Origin of the sequence: Paenibacillus sp. S150 (assembly GCF_019352175.1) — a bacterium.
Taxonomy (GTDB): domain Bacteria; phylum Bacillota; class Bacilli; order Paenibacillales; family Paenibacillaceae; genus Paenibacillus_AQ.
In genome coordinates this window covers 1-17,371 of the sequence record NZ_JACBYI010000046.1, presented here as the reverse complement: position 1 = coordinate 17,371, position 17,371 = coordinate 1, and the positions used below count along the sequence as shown (strand labels likewise).

The window sequence follows — 17,371 nt, the reverse complement described above, 5'->3', positions numbered from 1 at the left end:
TTATGATGAACTTGAAACATTCATAAAATGGGCAGCCAGCCTTAGTGGGAAAAAGTAACACTAAGGTAGCGCATTCGGATCCTGGATCATCCCTAGTGGGAAAAAGTACAACTAATTCGGCTGAAATCAGCCATTTGGAGGGAGTGGGCATCCATTAAGTGTACAAAATCCCACTAAAGCCCGTTAAATCCAGAATTCCAGCCCATTAGTGTTACTTTTTCCACTTGTCTTCCGTTCCCTATGAATCTCCTTGCGTTCCATCAGCTTGTTCAGGTTCTCCGGTTCAATTCATCCTGAATTTCGAAAGTGAATTGAACAAATCCAGATAGGACAAGAGATAGCCCCTCTTTTTCCGTCACCCATTGGGTGCAAGTTGTTTTTCACAAAAAATCCCTTCGTGTAGAGCCTTTTAGATGATTTGTAGATGCTTACTTTCGAAATTCGGGTTCATATACATTAAATTGCCTTTTTGGCTCAAAATCAAAATCAGCGGTTGGCGATGTGAATGAAGTCCGCTGCGGGTTCAGAGGGTTCTTCCGGCCGCTGTTAAAGCCCGGTTTCCTGATTGGTATACGATTACTGGTTGAATTTAGATGGAGCCAGCTTTTTTCCACGATTCCTTTAAGGCTTTTCCGTCCGTGTAAGTGTACTAATTCTTACGAATTCCACTTCATTCCACTTCACGTCCCTGCCCCGGTAGCGGCCTCGGTTGGACCCGCTCTGTTCCGCGCTTCCTCCTGCAAAACATAGAACCCATAGACTCCGCACGGCCCAGCAAACTCAGCACGGCTCAGCAGACTCCGCACCGTTCAGCACGGCTCAGCAGACTCCGCACCGTTCAGCACAGCTTAGCAGACTCTGCACCATTCAGCACGGCTCAGACGCATTATAATGTTGCCCTAACTTCACACCTGCCTTATCCACAATTGGCGAAAAGCATAATTTCCTAAACGATGAAACAGCCGCCCCATTCCAGGGACGGCTTGGAAGGGCTGCCTGTACGCAGCTTACTGATTTTGCTTCAGCCAGTCATTATGGCGCTTGACCATATTCCGGACGGTTTGCTCGGCGGTCTGGCTGCCAAGGAAATATTTCTCGTATTCCTGGGCGCGCATATCGACGATTTCCTGGGCGATGCTGCGCACAAAGGTCGGTGTCTTGTCGCCGTAGAGCACGAACTCCAGCGACGCTTCATCATAGGTATCCGCATATTCGCCAAGCAGATGCCGGATGGCCGTGTCCTGGTCAACTGCATTCGAGGAAGGCAGGCGGCCCCCGGCCGCCATCGGAATCATCCCGCCGTCGGCATACCACTTCAGAAACTCCCAGGCGGCTTCCTTGTTTTTGGATTTGGCGTTAATGGAGATGAAATCGCCCAGCCCGCCGCTTTTGACGAAATCCGCTTCATTATCGGTTAAACGCGGTACGGGAGCAAAAGCAATCTTGAATTCGCGCGGAAATTCCGTCATATTGTTGGAGCTGCGGATCAGCCACTCTCCGATGTTGATCATTGCCGCTTCGCCGCCGAGGAACATGTTCTCCACCGGCATCTTGGAGGTCAGCTGCTCGCCGAGAGGCGGTGTCGTGGCATCATCCTTCATCATGCCGTTTAAGGTGTCCAGCCATTTGCCGACGAGCGGATCATCAAGGTTGGAGGTTCCGTCAGCCTTCACATAGCCGTCTTTGACGAGTACGGAATCCAGCGGATCAACAAATGTGGCGGTATGCTGCACCAGCCCGTATTTGAAGCCCTGCGCCTTCAGCTTAACGGCATATTCCCGCGCCTCATCCCAGGTCCATGCAGTCGGAACGGCAAGTCCCGCCTGATCCAGCGCATCCTTGTTCAGAGCGAAGAAGGCTGCATTCTTTTTGGTCGGCATGCCGTAGTATTTACCGTCTACCTTCCAGGAAGCGGCATCTGTGCCCATTTTCTCATCAATATTGTAGTCGCTGAATTCGCCAAGGTCGAGGGCCGTGCCGCCTTTGATGCGCTTATCCAGATTGGTCAGGGTGTAGTTGACGAACAAATCGACATTCTGCCCGGTGGACAGGGCGGTGTCCAGCTTCAGATTGCCGTCGTCGTCGTTGACGAAGCGCACATATTCCACCTGAATATCCGGATGCTCCGCATTCCAGGCGTCGGCAACCTCCTGCGGGCCATTCTCCGGCGGAACAGCCCCCCACATGGTAAGCTTGACCGCGGCGCTGCCCGGGCCTTCCCGACCCTCTGATCCGGCATTGTTCCTGCTCCCTCCGCAGCCGCCCAGCACACCGATTATCAGCACACATGCCGCCAGCACGGCCAACCCTCTTTTATTTCTTATCATTTCTGCTTGCCTCCCCGATTTGAAGTGGATTGCCTTTTCCTTATCCATCGTAGCAGGGACGCGGCGGGCATTTTAAGATACAAATCCATCTTCCTGCCGGAACAAATATATGGAATTGGATGGCGGAGCACCGTTCAGCGGACACACATTTTTCTTCTATATTGAGTGAACTTAACAATCCGGCTTGATGTCTTGGTGAACCCATGGCGCGCAAGGAATTGCGGCTATCCTGAACTAAGAACCGGGTGCACCGGTATGGAAGCCCCGGATTCAGCGAAGCAAACCCACGGCCCTTCTCCGGAATTCCATCATCTCAAAAGCGTGGTGATTTTGTCGTGGCCTACGGCCGGGTAGGGGCTTCCACCCGCTGTTGCAGCCGGATTTTTTGATTTTGTATCCCCCTAAGAATTTCGTGGGACAGGTGTTTTGAACCACATTCCCCTAATCTATCCTGCAAATTCATTTCACTGCTTATATTTGCATCCTCTAGGGTGCCGCGCAGCGGCATGGATGTCTATTGCACGAAATATAGCAGAATGCGCCTCGTCACCGAATGCAGAGCTTCCTATTGCACAAAGTACACCTATGCAGCAATTCCTCTATTGCCGCCAGCAGAAACACTGCCGATTTCAACTTTAATCCATATGTTCCCCGGCTACACAATCTCCGGCTCGGTTGCGGTATTGGCCCGGTGGCGGTATTGGCTTGGCGTGCAGCCGGTCCAGCGCCTGAAGATTTTGATGAAATAATTATCGCTCACAAACCCGACCCGATGCCCCACCTCGTGCACCGCCAGATCCGTCTCCCGCAAGAAAGCTGCCGCCTTCTCCATCCGCACGCCGTGCAGATAATGGATCAGCGTATAGCCGGTTTTCTTTTTGAACAGGGCGCTGACGTAGTTCTCCCCCATCATCACGTAGCGGGACATCGACTTGACGGTAATATCCTGATCGTAGTTATGGCCGATGTATTCAATAATCTTGCTGATCTCCGGATGTGCAACCACAGGCTGGACCAATCCGGAGAAGCCGCGGGGCCGGGGATGGGCCGGAGCTGTTCCCTCCTTATAGGCGGCATCCGTCACAAGCGGATCAGCTTCCCCGTCCATTTCCGTTTCCGGAGAGTCCGGCCGCCGCGCGCCCGCACTCAGGGCCGACAGCTCCATACTCACCTTGCGCAGTGTGTCCCGCAGCGAATTCACACTCATGGACAGCTTGAGAATATAGTTGGAGGCCCCGTATTCCATCGCCTGGCGGACATATTCGAACTCGCTCATGCAGGTCAGCATAATGAACTTTGTGTTCAGGCCGGCCTGACGGGTCTGCTTCAGCAGCTCAATGCCGTTCATGCCGGGCATCACGATATCGGCCAGCACCAGATCGGGCCGTTCACGGGTAATCAGCTCCAGGGCTTCCGTTCCGTTGCCCGACTCCCCGATGACGGTGAAGCCAAGCTCCTCCCAGGATATAATTTCGCGCACCGACTCTCTGACGAACACTTCATCCTCCACCAGCAGCACAGTCCACATGGCTGATCCCCCCCGTAAAGTTTTGTAAGATATACTTCCCGGCCCCGGCTTCGTACAAAACGGTCAGCGGAAGCACGGGCTCGGTTTTGTGAGCTGTGCTTCCTGAGACCTCTTCGTTCAAAACCCGCTTCAACAGCGTGCATGCACCGTTCATTGCTCCTGCCCCCGCGCATAAGGCGTCGACAGCAGGAAAGGAATACTGAAGCGGATCAGCGTTCCAGGGGACAAATGGATAATCTCCAGCTCGCTTTGCCCTTTGAACAGCAGCCGCAGCCGCTCCTTCAGGTTGGACAGCCCAATGCCCCGCCGGGTCCGCGAGACCTGCAGCAGCCGCGATTCCTCCATGCCGATTCCGTTATCCTCGACCTCCAGCGTCAGCTGTGCCTGTTCATTCCTGTAGATGCGGATGCCGATCAGCCCGCGCCCGGTCAGAGGCGCCACTCCATGGCGGATGGCATTCTCCACCAGCGGCTGCAGGCTCAGCTTGGGAACCAGCGCATATTCCAGCTCATCCTCAAAGCTGCAGGTCACCTCAAAGCTGCCCTGGTAGCGGATGCGCTGGATATGCAAATAAGCCTGCACCAGTTCAATTTCATCCTTCAGATAGACCATTTCGACCTCGGAATTCAGGCTGACCTCCAGCAGCTTGCCCAGCGATACGCACATCTCGGAGATTTCCTCGTTTCCGCTGCGGATGGCGCTCCATTTCATCGTGTTCAGGGTGTTGAGCAGAAAATGCGGATTCATCTGGGCCAGCAGCATATGGAAATGCACCGCCTCCTTCTGGCGTTCCTCCGCCTTCAGCCGGGCAATCAGCTTATTGGCGTCATCAAGCATTGTATTGAAGGTCCGGGTCAGCTCCAGCACCTCACCCCGGCTCCGGCCTTCGGGAATGCGGATTTTCAGGTTTTTGCGGACAACATCCTTCATCTTGTTCTGCAGATGCGACAAGGGGCGGGTAAATGTGGCGGAAATCATGAAGGCCATCAGCACAAAGGCTCCGGTGAAGGCAAAAAAAGTGAGAAAGTAGCGCTGCTTCAGCCCGGAAATCTCATTGAACAGCACCGCCAGCGGAATGCGGTTGACCATGTACCAGTCCAGCGACTCGATATACACATAATTGACCAGCGTGCCGGAACTGGCGTCGGTAATGTAAGCCTGCGCGGGATGCCGGGCAATTTCCCGGGTAATGTCCGCAGACAGCACAGCGTTTTTGGAGGAACGGGCCACGGTCTCCCCGCTGCCGGTAATCAGAAAATATTCCTGGTTGCTCAGCGACTCCTTCAGCACCGACTGGAACCAGAAGGAGTAATCGATGCTGATCCGGGCCAGCCCGTAGCGGCTCCCTCCGCTGTCCTTCATATAGGCGTAGAGCGAGAGCAGGTACGGGCTGGAGGACACCTCGCGCAGCACATTATTATCGTCCCGGGAATCCCATTGGTAGAACAGGCCTTCCGGTTCAGGACCGCTTTGGCCGGCCGGGCCTCCGCGGCTCCCGGCCTCCGCATAACCGGGTCCGCCGCCCCCCAAATGCTGCTGGAACAGCTCTCGGTATGGGGTGTATTCCAGCGCCGTTTTTGGCAGATAGGAGGTGTATACGCTCTCATAAAAGTCCAGCAGTGTAAAATAGACCGACGGATTGTACAGAAAAAAGCTGTTGTTGATCATCTTGAACTTTTCTTCGACCAATGCTTTGTTCTCCAGGGGGGAACGGCTGCCCGGTGAAGTCAGCACATTCCGCACCACAGAATCCTGCTCCAGAAAGATCAGGGTTTTGAAGGCGATACTCATCTGGTCCTCCAGTGTCCCGTACATCTGCACAAGCTGTTCATGGCTCTGCTGGCTGATTTTCTCTTCGACAAGTGATTCAATCTGCCGGTAGTTGTACACATTGAGCACACTGAACGGAAGCAGAATCAGAATCAGAAAAGCACCGAACAGCCTGTACCTCAGCTTTTGCGGCAAAAAGGTCTTCCAATCCGGTATTTTCATATCCCCCTGCCCCCTGACCGTTAGTGAATTTCATTATAACATCCGTGATGCGCACCCGGTCCGGGCTTACAGAAATTACATTGTTTTGTTGCATCGCCGGGGGGAGGTCCCGGCTTCCGGATACACAGATTTGTTCTATCCGGCTATACCCTGTGCCGCTTGCGGTACTCGGCCGGGCTTATGCCGGAGGCGTCCGTAAACACTCTGCTCAAATAAAATCCGTTCTCATAGCCGCAGCGTTCGGCAATCTGTGCCAGCGTCAGCCCGCTGTCCTTCAGCAGCGTGCGCGCTTTGGCCAGGCGCAGGGACTTCAGATAGGCTGAGGGCGTCTCCCCAAACGCCTCCCGGAACCGCCGCGTCAGCTGAACGGGACTGAGCCCCAGGCTGCGGGCGGTGTCCAGCAGGCTCAGCGGCGTCCAGGCCTGTGCCGCAATGGCAGCCGCAGCCTCCGCCATCAGCGCATCTTCGGTAAATTTGCCCGGTCCTGCAGCCTCTCTGTTCTCCATATGATAGAGCTGCCAGAGATCGGCAACGAGATGGTTCTTCCATGCCCGGGCGGAGGGACTGCTGTCCTCGGCAAGCTGGCGCAGATAGGCATAATTGGAGCTCAGCCGCTTCGTATCATTCAAATGCAGCAGGCCCGGCGGAAGCGGGCTCCCGCCGTCAGCGGCGAACCGGATATAATGAAAGGTCAGCGGGGTGACCGTTTCCCGGACGAAGAGGACTTCCGGCGGACAAACCACGAGATCGGCGAATCCCGCTTCACCCGCATGCTCTCCAATCTCATAGCGGAACACCCCCTCTTCAACGGCAAACACCACCCATGCTTCATAGCGGTCGCTCGGCAGGGCGAACTCCCTCTTTTGCTTCCAGTAGATATGGTCCAGCAGCTCCATGCTCCGCCTCCTCATTCTGAAATAAAGTATATGTTAAATGATAAATACATGTATTTAAAAAGTAAAGCGGCAGATTCATTATGAAACTGTAGATATGTTCAAAAATCAATAAACAAGAGGTGCTCACTTATGAAGCAGGAGCTAGTAAACAATGACATTACGGTGATCGGCGGCGGGCTGGCCGGGGTGTGTGCGGCGATTGCGGCGGCCAGACTGGGGCAACAGGTGGCTCTGGTGCAGAACCGGCCCGTGCTTGGCGGCAATTCCAGCAGCGAGGTCCGCGTCTGGGTCTGCGGGGCAACCGCGCACGGCACGAACCGCTATGCCCGGGAAACAGGCATTATGGGCGAGCTGTTCGTGGAGAACCAGTACCGCAACCCTGAAGGCAATCCTTATCTGTGGGATCTGGCGGTGCTGGAGGCGGTAAAGGCCGAGGCGAACATTACCCTGTATTTAAATACGGATGTCCATGAGGTGCAGGCCGAAGGCCCGGAGCAGGAGCGGAATATTACGGCGGTGATCGGCTGGATGATGGGTTCGGAGCGGCGGATCACCTTTAAGAGCAGTATGTATCTGGACTGCACGGGCGATGGTCTGGTCGGCTTCCTGGCCGGGGCCAAATTTGCTCTCGGGCGTGAAGCCCGCAGTGAATACGGCGAGGAGTGGGCCCCCGAGGCGGCCGACGGCATTACGCTCGGCAGCACCATTCTCTTTTACACCAAGGATGCGGGAGTGCCGGTCAGCTTTGTTCCGCCTTCCTGGGCCAAAAACATTGCGGAAACCACGATTCCGCTCCGCCGGGTGATCAAAAGCGGCGACTCCGGCTGCCACTATTGGTGGATTGAGTGGGGCGGCGAGCATGATGCGGTGCATGACAATGAAATGATCCGCGACGAGCTGTGGTCGGTCATCTACGGCATCTGGGACTATATCAAAAACTCCGGCAAGTTCGGCGCGGAGAACATGACGCTGGAATGGGTCGGCTCGCTGCCCGGCAAGCGCGAGTACCGGCGGTTCACCGGCGACTACGTGCTGAACCAGAACGATATTATCGCCCAGCGCGGGTTCGCGGACGGCGTGGCTTTTGGCGGCTGGTCGATCGACCTCCATCCCCCGCAGGGGATGTACGCCGAAGCCAGCGGCTCCAGGCACATGCATGCGGACGGGGTGTATCACATCCCCTTCCGCTCCCTGTATTCCGCAAATGTGCGGAATATGCTGATGGCCGGGCGCGATATCAGCGCCTCGCATGTCGCCTTCGGCACGACGCGGGTGATGGCGACCTGCGCCGTCATCGGCGAAGCCGCCGGAACCGGGGCGGCGCTGAGCAGCCGCCTCGGGATTACGCCGCGCGAGCTGCACGCGCGGCACCTGGCGGAGCTGCGGCAGACGCTGCTGCGGCAGGACGCTTCGATCATCGGCCTGCGCAGCAGCGATGAAGCGGACCTGGCCCGCAAGGCGCGGGTGAGCGCCTCGAGCGTGCAGCGCGAGCTCGGGCTGGCGCAGCCGGGCGAAGCCTGGCCGCTGCGCTGCGATGCTGCCGTGCTATTCCCGGCGGACCCGGGAATCAGCGGCTTTGAGCTGCTGCTGGACGCGGAGCAGGCAGCGGAAGTGACGGCCGAGCTGTGGGACACCGGCCGCGGGGAGAATTACGTGCCGCATACCTTGCGGGCGCGGGCAACGGCACACGCCGCGGCCGGTCGGCGGCAGTGGGTTGCCTTTGATCTGCAGTGGCAGCCGGAGGAGCCGCAGAACGCTTTTGTGATTATCAAGGCGAATCCTGCGGTCAGCCTTCATCATTCGCTGGAGCCGCACAGCGGGGTGCTGGTCTTCTTCAAGGATGAGCAGCCGCAGGTCTCCAAGGACCTGGAGGACCATTCTGCCGTCCAGCCGGTTATTCTCTGGAAGATGAAGGGCCTGGCCCGGCAGCCCTTCTGCTTCCGCCTTGGCTCGCCGACTGCGGCGTTCGCGGCGGACAAAGCCGTGAACGGCTACCACCGCCCGTTCGGCGGCCCGCAGCAGTGGATGTCAGAGCCCATGAAGGCCGGCACGCCGGAATGGCTGCAGCTGGAGTGGGATGCGGAGCAGACTATTGCGGAGCTTCATTTGACCTTCAACGATGATGTGAACGAGGATCTGGTGAATCTGCATCATCACCGCACCCCTTTTGCCGTCATCCCCGAGCTGGTCCGCGATTACCGGGTGGAAGCCCGTTCGGGCACTGGTGCGTGGAAGGAAATTGCGGCGGCAAGCGGCAACCGCAGACGCAAGGTTATCCACCGGCTGCAAGAGCCGGTGCAGGCCGGCAGTCTTCGGGTGCTGGTCGATTCAACCAATGGAAGCCGTTATGCGGAGATCATCGAGATCAGGGCATACGGGGCGAAATAGAAGGATAAAGCCCGGCCGTACCGTTTATACTTGTCCGTTCAATGAAACGGCACTGCAAAAAACCTCCGTTGCCAGCCCGGCTGGGCAGCGAAGGTTTTTTTGCTGCCGGGGGATGCCGGCAATTCACCTACATAGAGAGATATTCTTTAATATAGAAGGCCATCATAAGGTTGAATTTTATCAGGGAGTCGTTCAGCTCGGTGTCCAGCAGGTCCTTTATTTTGCGGATGCGGTAGACAATGGTATTGCGGTGCGCATGCATGCGGGAGGCGGTTTCCAGCAAATTGCAGTCGGACAGCATATAGATCCGCAAGGTGTTCAGATAGTCGGTATCATGCTCCAGATCGTATTTTTCCAGCTTGCCCAGATACCTGTGGTAAATGGATTCCAGCAAGGCAGGCTCTGTGGTGCAGAACAGCAGCTGGAACAGACCAAGCTCGTCAAACTGCACCTGCGGCCGCTCCCAGAATTCGGCTGCGGCTAGGGAAAAGCGGGCGTGCCTGTAGCACAGGCCGATTTCGGCAAGCGAATGCACCACATCGCTGATGCCCAGCGTAATGTTGTCGTAATAACAGAGCAGCTTAATAATCTCTTCGAGAGAAAGCGACTTCTGCATCATATCGATGATCAAAATTTGCAGATTATCGTGATCAAACACATGGTATTTCAGCCCGTAGCTGTTGAGCGGCGAGGTGATCCTGGTTGTTTCATGCAAATGGCGGATTAAAATAACCCGGTATTCCCCCAGAGTGGCGAAGCCGAACTGGTTGATCGTGCGCAGTATATTTTCCGGCACAGGAATTTGGTAAATCGCATTCTGAAACGCCGCGCTGAGCGAATCAAACCGCTGGTTGGCCTGTAAAAACATGCCGCAGTAATCCTGCATAATTTCCACCAAATAAATCTCCCATGGCATTGTGAAGATTGGAAACCGGTTGATCTCGCAGAACTCGATAATTTCCGCAGTGATATCCTCCGGATGAATATATTTGCCGGTGTTCAGCAAGATACCGCTGCAATTGCACGCTGCCAGGGTACGGATGAACTGAGGCAACGTAACGCCGCTCTGGATGAACAGCCCTGTCGTTATTATCAGCTCGCCGCCCTTCAGGAACGAAATGTTCTGAATATCCTCGGCCAGGTACACCCAGGAAGCGGAATTGCTCAAGCCGCTTTGTCCGCCGCAGAGGGCCAGCTTGTATTTCGTTTTGGAAGCCTCAAACAGGGTGCGGATTTGAATATGCATTTCGCCGTCGCCTCCTTTTCTGTTTTTTCACAGTATAGGATAGTTTGATTTGTATTCAAAGTACAATTATCACGCTGCTTTCATGTGTGGACATACCGTTGATAAGGATGGGCTTTGAACTATACTAAACAGTAAGAGTTGCCGTTTTTTTTATACGAGGAGTGATGATCATGTTAAAAGACGCATTGCCTGAAATAGTTACCGGACAGCTGCCCGGACCGAAGGCGGCCGCCCTTCTGGCCAGAAGGGCGAAAACGATACCGTCCGCCATTAAATGCGCCTATCCCGTCGTGATCGAACGCGGACAGGGGGCCATGCTTGAGGACGTGGACGGAAACCGTTTTGTCGACTGGATCGGCGGCGTCGGGGTGCTCAACATCGGCTATTCCCACCCGGAGGTTGTCGAAGCGGTCAAAGCGCAGGCCGATGACTACTTCCATGGAATGTTCAACATCGTAACCCACAGGGGCTATGTGGAGCTGTCGGAGAAGCTGAGCGCCTGCACGCCTGTCATAGGCGACAGCAAGAAGGCTTTTTTTGCCAACAGCGGCGCCGAAGCGGTTGAAAACGCGGTAAAGCTGGCCAAGGCCTTCACCGGGCGCCCCAACATTATCGTCTTCTCCGGCGCTTTCCATGGCCGGACAATGCTGACGATGGCCATGACCGCCAAAAAAATGTACGCATCTGGCATGGGGCCGTTCCCCGATGGCGTGTACCGCGCCGAGTTCCCTTACCTGTACCGGAAGCCGGCCGGCATGTCCGAGCAGGCGGCCATCCCCTACTATATCTCCAAGCTCGAGGAGGTATTCGAGCAATGCTCGCCCGCGCAGCATGTCGCAGCGATGGTGATCGAGCCTGTACAAGGCGAGGGCGGCTTCATACCGGCTCCTCTCGAATGGATCAAGGCGGTGCGCAGCATCTGCGACAGGCACGGCATCCTGCTGATCGCGGATGAGATCCAGACCGGATTCGGCAGAACCGGCCGGCTGTTCGCCAGTGAATACTGGAAAGAAGCCGGGGCCATGCCCGATATTGTGACCGCCGCCAAGTCCATTGCCGCAGGCGTGCCGCTCAGCGCAATTATAGCAAGGGAGGAAATTATGGAAGCCGCGCCCGCCAGTACGATCGGCGGAACCTTTTGCGGCAACCCGCTGGCCTGCGCCGCCGGTCTTAAGGTGCTGGAAATTATGCAGCGCGACCGCCTGGCCGACCGCGCGCTGGAAATCGGCAAAACCGTTGCCGACAGATATCTGGTCTGGAAAGAACGCTATGAGGCGGTCGGGGATGTGCGGGGTCTTGGCGCAATGCTGGGCATCGAATTTGTGAAGGACAAAGCAAGCAGGGAGCCCAACCCCGGCCTGGTATCCCGGCTTGTAGCCGAAGCCGCTACCCGCGGCTTGATGATCGAGAGTGCAGGCACGCACAACAATGTGATCCGTTTCCTGGCCCCTCTGGTCATCAGCGATGGGCAGCTGAAGGCCGGCCTGGACATTTTTGAAGCTGCGCTTGACGCCCTCACGCCCGCCCTTGAAAAGGTAGATTAAAGGCCTTCACTCACCCCATTGTATGCAGGATATAAAGTGAAGCGGAATCCTTGGTACGGATGCACATTGGCAAGCCTGTTATTTATTCTATAATATGAATAAGCCATTCAATGAAACTCCTGATCAGAGAGAAGAGGTTCGTATTATGGAAGAAAAATATGTGGTTACCGTTGCGCGGCAGTTCGGCAGTCTGGGCCGCCCGATCGCGCGGAAAGTCAGTGAAAGGCTGGGCATTGAATATTACGACAGAGACATTGTGGACTGGACGGCGAAAAGCCTGAATCTGCCCGTATCCACCGTCAGCGATGTCGAGGAAAGCGCGAAGTCCGTCTTTTTCAATATGAGCTATCCCCTGGGCATGGGAACCACCGCCGTTCAGGACACCATATTCGCCTCCCAGCAGAAGATCATAACCGACCTGGCGGATAAAGGCTCCTGCATTATCGTAGGAAGATGCTCGGACCACATCCTCAAGGACAGAAAAAACATCATCAACGTGTTCATTTACGCGCCTTATGACGCCAGGCACCGCAACTGTGTGGAAAGGCTGAACATGCAGCCCGCCGAGGCGAAAAAAATGATTATGGATGTAGATAAAGCCAGGGAGTCGTATCACAGGCATTATTGCGGCTATTCCATGTCAGACAAGGATTATAAGCATGTGATGATTGATTCCAGCCTGCTGGGCGTCGACGGGACCTGCGAGGTGCTCGTGGATATCATCAAGAAAAGGTTCAACCTCAAATAACGGCAACACTTGGATACTTAATTTCATCTGCGCGGAGTCTTTCTTGACGGAAAGCACTCCGCCTTGTTTAATTTTTGGGGGTAAAGCTTCCACAAAAGGTAATATTCATAGACAGATAAGCAGGAAGGAGCGTGAGTAGGTGCATGCTGGAGATTAAAAACCTTTCAAAATCCTTTGGCGACCTGGAGGTGCTGAGGGATATCAATCTCTCTGTACAAAAAGGAGAGGTTGTCGTCGTCATCGGTCCTTCCGGATCGGGAAAAAGCACGATGCTCCGCTGCATTAATCTGCTGGAGCATCCGGGCGGCGGCGAGATACTCTACCAGGAGCAGGACATCACGAAGCTGGGGAAGCAGGTCACCGAATACAGAAAGCGGGCAGGAATGGTTTTTCAGAAATTCAACCTTTTTCCGCTGAAAACGGTATTGGAAAATATCATGTACGCGCCAATGCAGCTGAACAAGCTGCCGCATAAAGAGGCGATAACGCAAGCCAGGGAGCTGCTGCGCAAGGTCGGACTTGAGAGCAAGGAAGACAGCTATCCCTCCTCGCTGTCCGGCGGCCAGCAGCAGCGCGTTGCCATCGCCCGGGCTTTGGCCATGCAGCCGGACATGCTGTTGTTTGATGAGCCCACCTCGGCGCTCGACCCCGAGCTGGTGGGGGATGTGCTGGAGGTCATGAAGCAGCTGGCCGTCGAGGGCATGACCATGGTCGTGGTCACACATGAGATGGGCTTCGCAAAGGAGGTGGCTGACCGGATCGTTTTTATGGACGGAGGCTATATCGTAGAAGTCGGTTCTCCTGTCGAAATCTTCTCAAACCCAAAAAACGACAGAACCCGGGCGTTTCTGGCGCGTGTTCTGTAACAGGAGGCAACCTGCGATATGGAATTGAATTTTAAGCGTGCTTTTGAAATTCTGGGACCGAGCCTTCTCAGCGGTATCGGCATCGTGGTCTTTATCACGCTGACGGGCTTTGCCTGTGCGCTGCTCGTGGCCATGCCGCTGGCCATCGGCAACCTTTCCAAGAACAAGGCGCTTCCGCGTATAATCGGCGTATTTATTGAGCTGGTTCGCGGCACACCGCTGCTGGTGCAGTTTTTCTACATTTATTATGTCGTCCCGATGCTGATCAACGGTATTGCAGGATTGCTCGGCTTTGATGTCAACGTTCAGTTTGAAGCCGCAACCTGCGGAATTATCGGCTTTGCGATCAATTACGGCTGCTATATGTCCGAAGTGATACGCAGCGCTATTGTGTCCATTGATCCCGGGCAGCGCGAAGCCGGTCTGGCGCTGGGCTTCAGCGAGAAGCAGGTACTGATGCGCTTCGTTATCCCGCCGGCTCTGCGCAACTCCATTCCGATATTCGGCAATTATCTCGTAATGATGATTAAAGACACCTCCCTTCTGGCCATGATTTCCGTGCAGGAGCTGCTGCTGCGCACGAAAACCTTTGCATCCCAGGCCTTCCTGACCGTAGAGGCCTATACGATTTTGGCGCTTGTTTATCTGCTGATCAGCCTTCCCCTTTCGCAGCTGTGCAAATTATTGGAGAGAAAGCTGAAACAGGTCCGCTAGTTTGAGATTATACATGCGTCTTCGCATAGTATGTGGGATTTTTAACTAAAAAGGGAGGTTTCACCCATGAAAAAAAGTTCAGTCCAAAGAAAGTTATCCTGTTTCCCGTTATGCCTTCTGCTGCTTTTTCTCGTAACCGCATGCGCCTCAACGCAAAATTCCCCAGCCGCCACGGATTCCGCAGCCTCGCCGCAATCTTCCGCCTCCGCCGGCGAATCCGAACTGCTGCAGCAAATCAAGCAGAAAGGATATATTCTGATCGGCTCCTCCAACGATGCCCCCTTTTCTTATACCAACATTGAAACCGGGGAGCTGGAAGGAATTGATATCCAAATTCTCCGTGAAATCTGCAAGCGTCTGGATATTCCCGACATTCAGCTGAAGGTGATTGACTTCGCCAATCTGCTGGTTGAGCTGAACAACGGCAGCATTGATATTGTTGCCGATGCGATGTATGTAAAGGATGAGCGCCTGCAGATTACCGCCTTCACCGATAAATGGTATCAAGAGGGTGAAGCCGTCGTCATTCCCGCTGATTCGGATATTGCCGCTAAAGAGGATCTGCAAGACAAAAACGTCGGCGCGCAGCCCGGCACAACGTTCTACGAATTGGCCCAGCAATGGCTTGATGAAGGTAAAATAGGCAAGCTGACAGCATATGACAACCAGGCAACGCTAATGACCGCCGTCAATATGCAGAAGATTGATGCCGTAATCACCGACGGTATTGTTGCGGGGTACACGCTGTCGCAGGACAGCTCATTGAAGCTCAAGCTGCTCAGCCCTTACGAGGCCGAGGCCAGCGGCCAGATTGGCGCAGCCGTACGCTTTGCCGATAAAGCCTTCCTGGACGAGCTTAACGGTGCGTTGAACGGGATGAAGGAAGACGGCACGCTGAAAACCATTTTGACAGACTACGGATTGACCGATGATTATTATGTAGGGCTTGAAGAAGGTAAAACGGTGAATGTGAAATAAAAGCAAAATGTGAGGAGGCTTATTGTGAAATTTGAATATCATTTACCGGTCAATGTAGTGCTTGGCCGCGGAACATCCGACAGCATCGGCGACAAAATCAACGGGCTTGGCAAACGCGCCTTGATCGTTACCGGCGGCAGCAGCACCAAACGTTCCGGCTTGCTGGACAAAGCGGAGGCATTATTGCACGAGAAGGGAATCAGCAGCGTGCTCTTTGACAAGATTACGCCCAATCCGCTGACAACGACCGTCTACGAGGGCGCAGCGCTGGCAAATGCGGAGGGCTGCGATGTCGTGCTTGCGCTCGGCGGAGGCAGCAGTATCGATGCTGCCAAGGGCATCGCGTTTCAGGCCGTCAACGGCGGCGATATCAATGAATATATCTTCGGCCGGGCTTACAGTGAACGGGCGCTCCCGCTCGTTGCCGTGCCTACCACCTGCGGCACCGGGAGTGAAGGCAATGGCTTCGCCGTAATGACCAACCCGGAAACGCTGGACAAAAAGTCCCTCCGCTGCAAAGCGATCATACCGGCTTGCTCGATTATCGACCCGCTGCTGATGACCTCGATGCCCAAGAGTACGCTTGCTTCCGTTGGCTTCGACGCGCTGTGCCACAACATCGAGGCCTATCTATCCTCCTTGTCCCAGCCGATAACGGACAGAATGGCGCTGGACGGAGTCCGTCTCGCCGCGCAAAGCCTTCGCCGGGTGTATTCGGATGCGGACGATCTCGACGGCTGGGATAATCTGTGCCTTGCCAGCCTCTTGGGCGGCATGACGATTGGCGTATGCGGTGTCACTGCCCCCCATGGACTGGAGCACCCGGTCAGCGGCCTGAGCAATGTTACGCACGGACAGGGCCTTGCCGCCCTGGTTCCGACGGTCACACGTCACACACTTCCCGCCGGCCGAGAGAAATATGACCTTCTGGCCAAGGAGATCGGCGGTGCCGGGGCCAAGGGGTTTATTGAAGAAATCGATAAGCTGCTGGCCGAGGTCGGCTTGCGCTTCCGGCTGAAGGATTTCGGCGTCACCCATAACGATGTGCCCTGGCTGGCGGAAAACTGCCTCAAAATCTCGCTGAACGGCCTGAAGGCCCATCCGAAATTCTTTGACAGAAATGAGCTGGAAGCAATATACTACGAGGCGCTGTAAAGTGCAGCATCTGTTCATAAAGCAGGCAGCCCGGCGGGGGCGGCTGCCGTTAACGGCGGATTCCGCTGATCCCGCGCTGTCCGCATACAGTATAAACGTATAAGAAAAACCTGAAGCTCTGCTTCAGGTCCTTTTTACATGTCGGTAACCCGCCATTTCAGTGGGGAGGAGAAGAATCATTTCGCGCTGATTTCACCGTCCAGCCGGCTTCGGGCGAATTCAAAGGTACTTCTGCCTTTGATTCCCTCGTCCAGCCGGCTTCGGGCGAATTCAAAGGTACTTCTGCCTTTGATTCCCTCGTCCAGCCGGCTTCGGGCGAATTCAAAGGTACTTCTACCTTTGATTCCCTCGTCCAGCCGGCTTCGGGCGAAATCAAAGGCACTTCTGCCTCTGATTCCCTCGTCCAGCCGGCTTCGGGCGAAATCAAAGGCACTTCTGCCTCTGATTTCACCGTCCAGCCGGCTTCGGGCGAAATCAAAGGCACTTCTGCCTCTGATTCCCTCGTCCAGCCGGCTTCGGGCGAATTCAAAGGCACTTCTGCCTCTGATTCCCTCGTCCAGCTGACTTCGGGCGAATTCAAAGGCACTTCTGCCTCTGATTTCACCGTCTGCCGGCTCCGGGCGAAATTAAAGGTACTTCTGCCTTTGATTCCTCTACCTCCCCGCTGCGGCCAACGCATTCGCGCAGTTTGCTTGGCCGAAGTCCCGATCCATTCGTTCATTTACAGCGCAACCGTGAAGTAACGGATAAGCTACGCTTCCCCCAAAACATATAAATTCTTATCTTTCAAGCAGAAACGGCTTCGCCGTCCTTAACCGGGCAGCGCAGCTGTTTGCATTTCAGGTGTAAGGCTGGCTGCTGAAGCCAGGCGGGAAGCCAAGTTATGATGAACGAAAGGCAGCCCCTGTTCGCACACCGTAGGTTAAAATGGAAGTGGAAACCATTTCAGAGCTACATGCGAAAGGAGCTGTTACTATGAAGAATACCAT

At 55.1% G+C, this 17,371-nt stretch carries 13 protein-coding genes; 7 read left to right on the top strand and 6 right to left on the bottom strand.

The annotated features are described in order from the left end of the window. Positions 1 to 1,007: 1,007 nt before the first annotated feature. From HYD27_RS27100 to HYD27_RS27085, 4 genes are all read right to left on the bottom strand, one after another. Complete coding sequence (locus HYD27_RS27100; protein WP_220101783.1) at positions 1,008 to 2,327, bottom strand: ABC transporter substrate-binding protein; 1,320 nt, start codon at positions 2,325 to 2,327, stop codon at positions 1,008 to 1,010. A 655-nt stretch (positions 2,328 to 2,982) separates the two neighbouring features. Next, entirely contained in the window at positions 2,983 to 3,855 is an 873-nt protein-coding gene (locus tag HYD27_RS27095) for a response regulator transcription factor (RefSeq protein WP_219220481.1), read from the bottom strand. A gap of 150 nt (positions 3,856 to 4,005) precedes the next feature. Then, positions 4,006 to 5,847 (bottom strand): sensor histidine kinase, encoded by a 1,842-nt coding sequence (locus tag HYD27_RS27090; RefSeq protein WP_219220479.1) that lies wholly within the window; start codon positions 5,845 to 5,847, stop codon positions 4,006 to 4,008. Positions 5,848 to 5,990: 143 nt separating this feature from the next. Continuing rightward, positions 5,991 to 6,743 carry an AraC family transcriptional regulator gene (locus HYD27_RS27085; RefSeq protein ID WP_219220476.1) on the bottom strand — a complete coding sequence of 251 codons (753 nt, stop codon included), beginning with the start codon at positions 6,741 to 6,743 and terminating at the stop codon, positions 5,991 to 5,993. 129 nt (positions 6,744 to 6,872) lie between these two features. Here HYD27_RS27085 and HYD27_RS27080 point away from each other — a divergent pair, with 129 nt between their 5' ends. After that, the gene (locus tag HYD27_RS27080; RefSeq protein ID WP_219220474.1) at positions 6,873 to 9,131 is read left to right on the top strand and encodes an FAD-dependent oxidoreductase; all 2,259 of its coding nucleotides are present in this window, start codon (positions 6,873 to 6,875) and stop codon (positions 9,129 to 9,131) included. Between the two features lie 127 nt (positions 9,132 to 9,258). Here the strand turns inward: HYD27_RS27080 and HYD27_RS27075 are convergent, their stop codons facing one another. After that, positions 9,259 to 10,377, bottom strand: a complete 1,119-nt coding sequence (locus tag HYD27_RS27075; RefSeq protein WP_219220473.1) for a PucR family transcriptional regulator ligand-binding domain-containing protein — start codon at positions 10,375 to 10,377, stop codon at positions 9,259 to 9,261. A 170-nt stretch (positions 10,378 to 10,547) separates the two neighbouring features. On the opposite strand from HYD27_RS27075, the gene HYD27_RS27070 reads away from it, so the two are divergent. The 6 genes from HYD27_RS27070 (at position 10,548) to HYD27_RS27045 (ending at position 16,382) form a co-directional block, all read left to right on the top strand. Beyond that, positions 10,548 to 11,921, top strand: coding sequence for an aspartate aminotransferase family protein (locus HYD27_RS27070; RefSeq protein WP_219220470.1), 1,374 nt, complete (start codon positions 10,548 to 10,550; stop codon positions 11,919 to 11,921). A 145-nt stretch (positions 11,922 to 12,066) separates the two neighbouring features. Next, entirely contained in the window at positions 12,067 to 12,669 is a 603-nt protein-coding gene (locus tag HYD27_RS27065; protein WP_219220468.1) for a cytidylate kinase-like family protein, read from the top strand. Positions 12,670 to 12,812: 143 nt separating this feature from the next. Then, entirely contained in the window at positions 12,813 to 13,535 is a 723-nt protein-coding gene (locus tag HYD27_RS27060) for an amino acid ABC transporter ATP-binding protein (protein WP_219220466.1), read from the top strand. Between the two features lie 18 nt (positions 13,536 to 13,553). Further along, positions 13,554 to 14,249: an amino acid ABC transporter permease gene (locus HYD27_RS27055; protein WP_219220465.1), complete on the top strand. Its 696-nt coding sequence runs from the start codon at positions 13,554 to 13,556 to the stop codon at positions 14,247 to 14,249. 66 nt (positions 14,250 to 14,315) lie between these two features. Then, a complete protein-coding gene (locus HYD27_RS27050) occupies positions 14,316 to 15,227 on the top strand; it encodes a substrate-binding periplasmic protein (RefSeq protein ID WP_219220463.1) in 912 nt (303 codons plus the stop codon). A gap of 24 nt (positions 15,228 to 15,251) precedes the next feature. Further along, on the top strand, positions 15,252 to 16,382 hold the full coding sequence (locus HYD27_RS27045) for an iron-containing alcohol dehydrogenase (RefSeq protein ID WP_219220460.1): 1,131 nt from the start codon (positions 15,252 to 15,254) through the stop codon (positions 16,380 to 16,382). Positions 16,383 to 16,539: 157 nt separating this feature from the next. Here HYD27_RS27045 and HYD27_RS27040 read toward each other — a convergent pair whose 3' ends face one another. After that, positions 16,540 to 17,103: a hypothetical protein gene (locus HYD27_RS27040; protein ID WP_219220458.1), complete on the bottom strand. Its 564-nt coding sequence runs from the start codon at positions 17,101 to 17,103 to the stop codon at positions 16,540 to 16,542. Between the last annotated feature and the right edge of the window lie 268 nt (positions 17,104 to 17,371).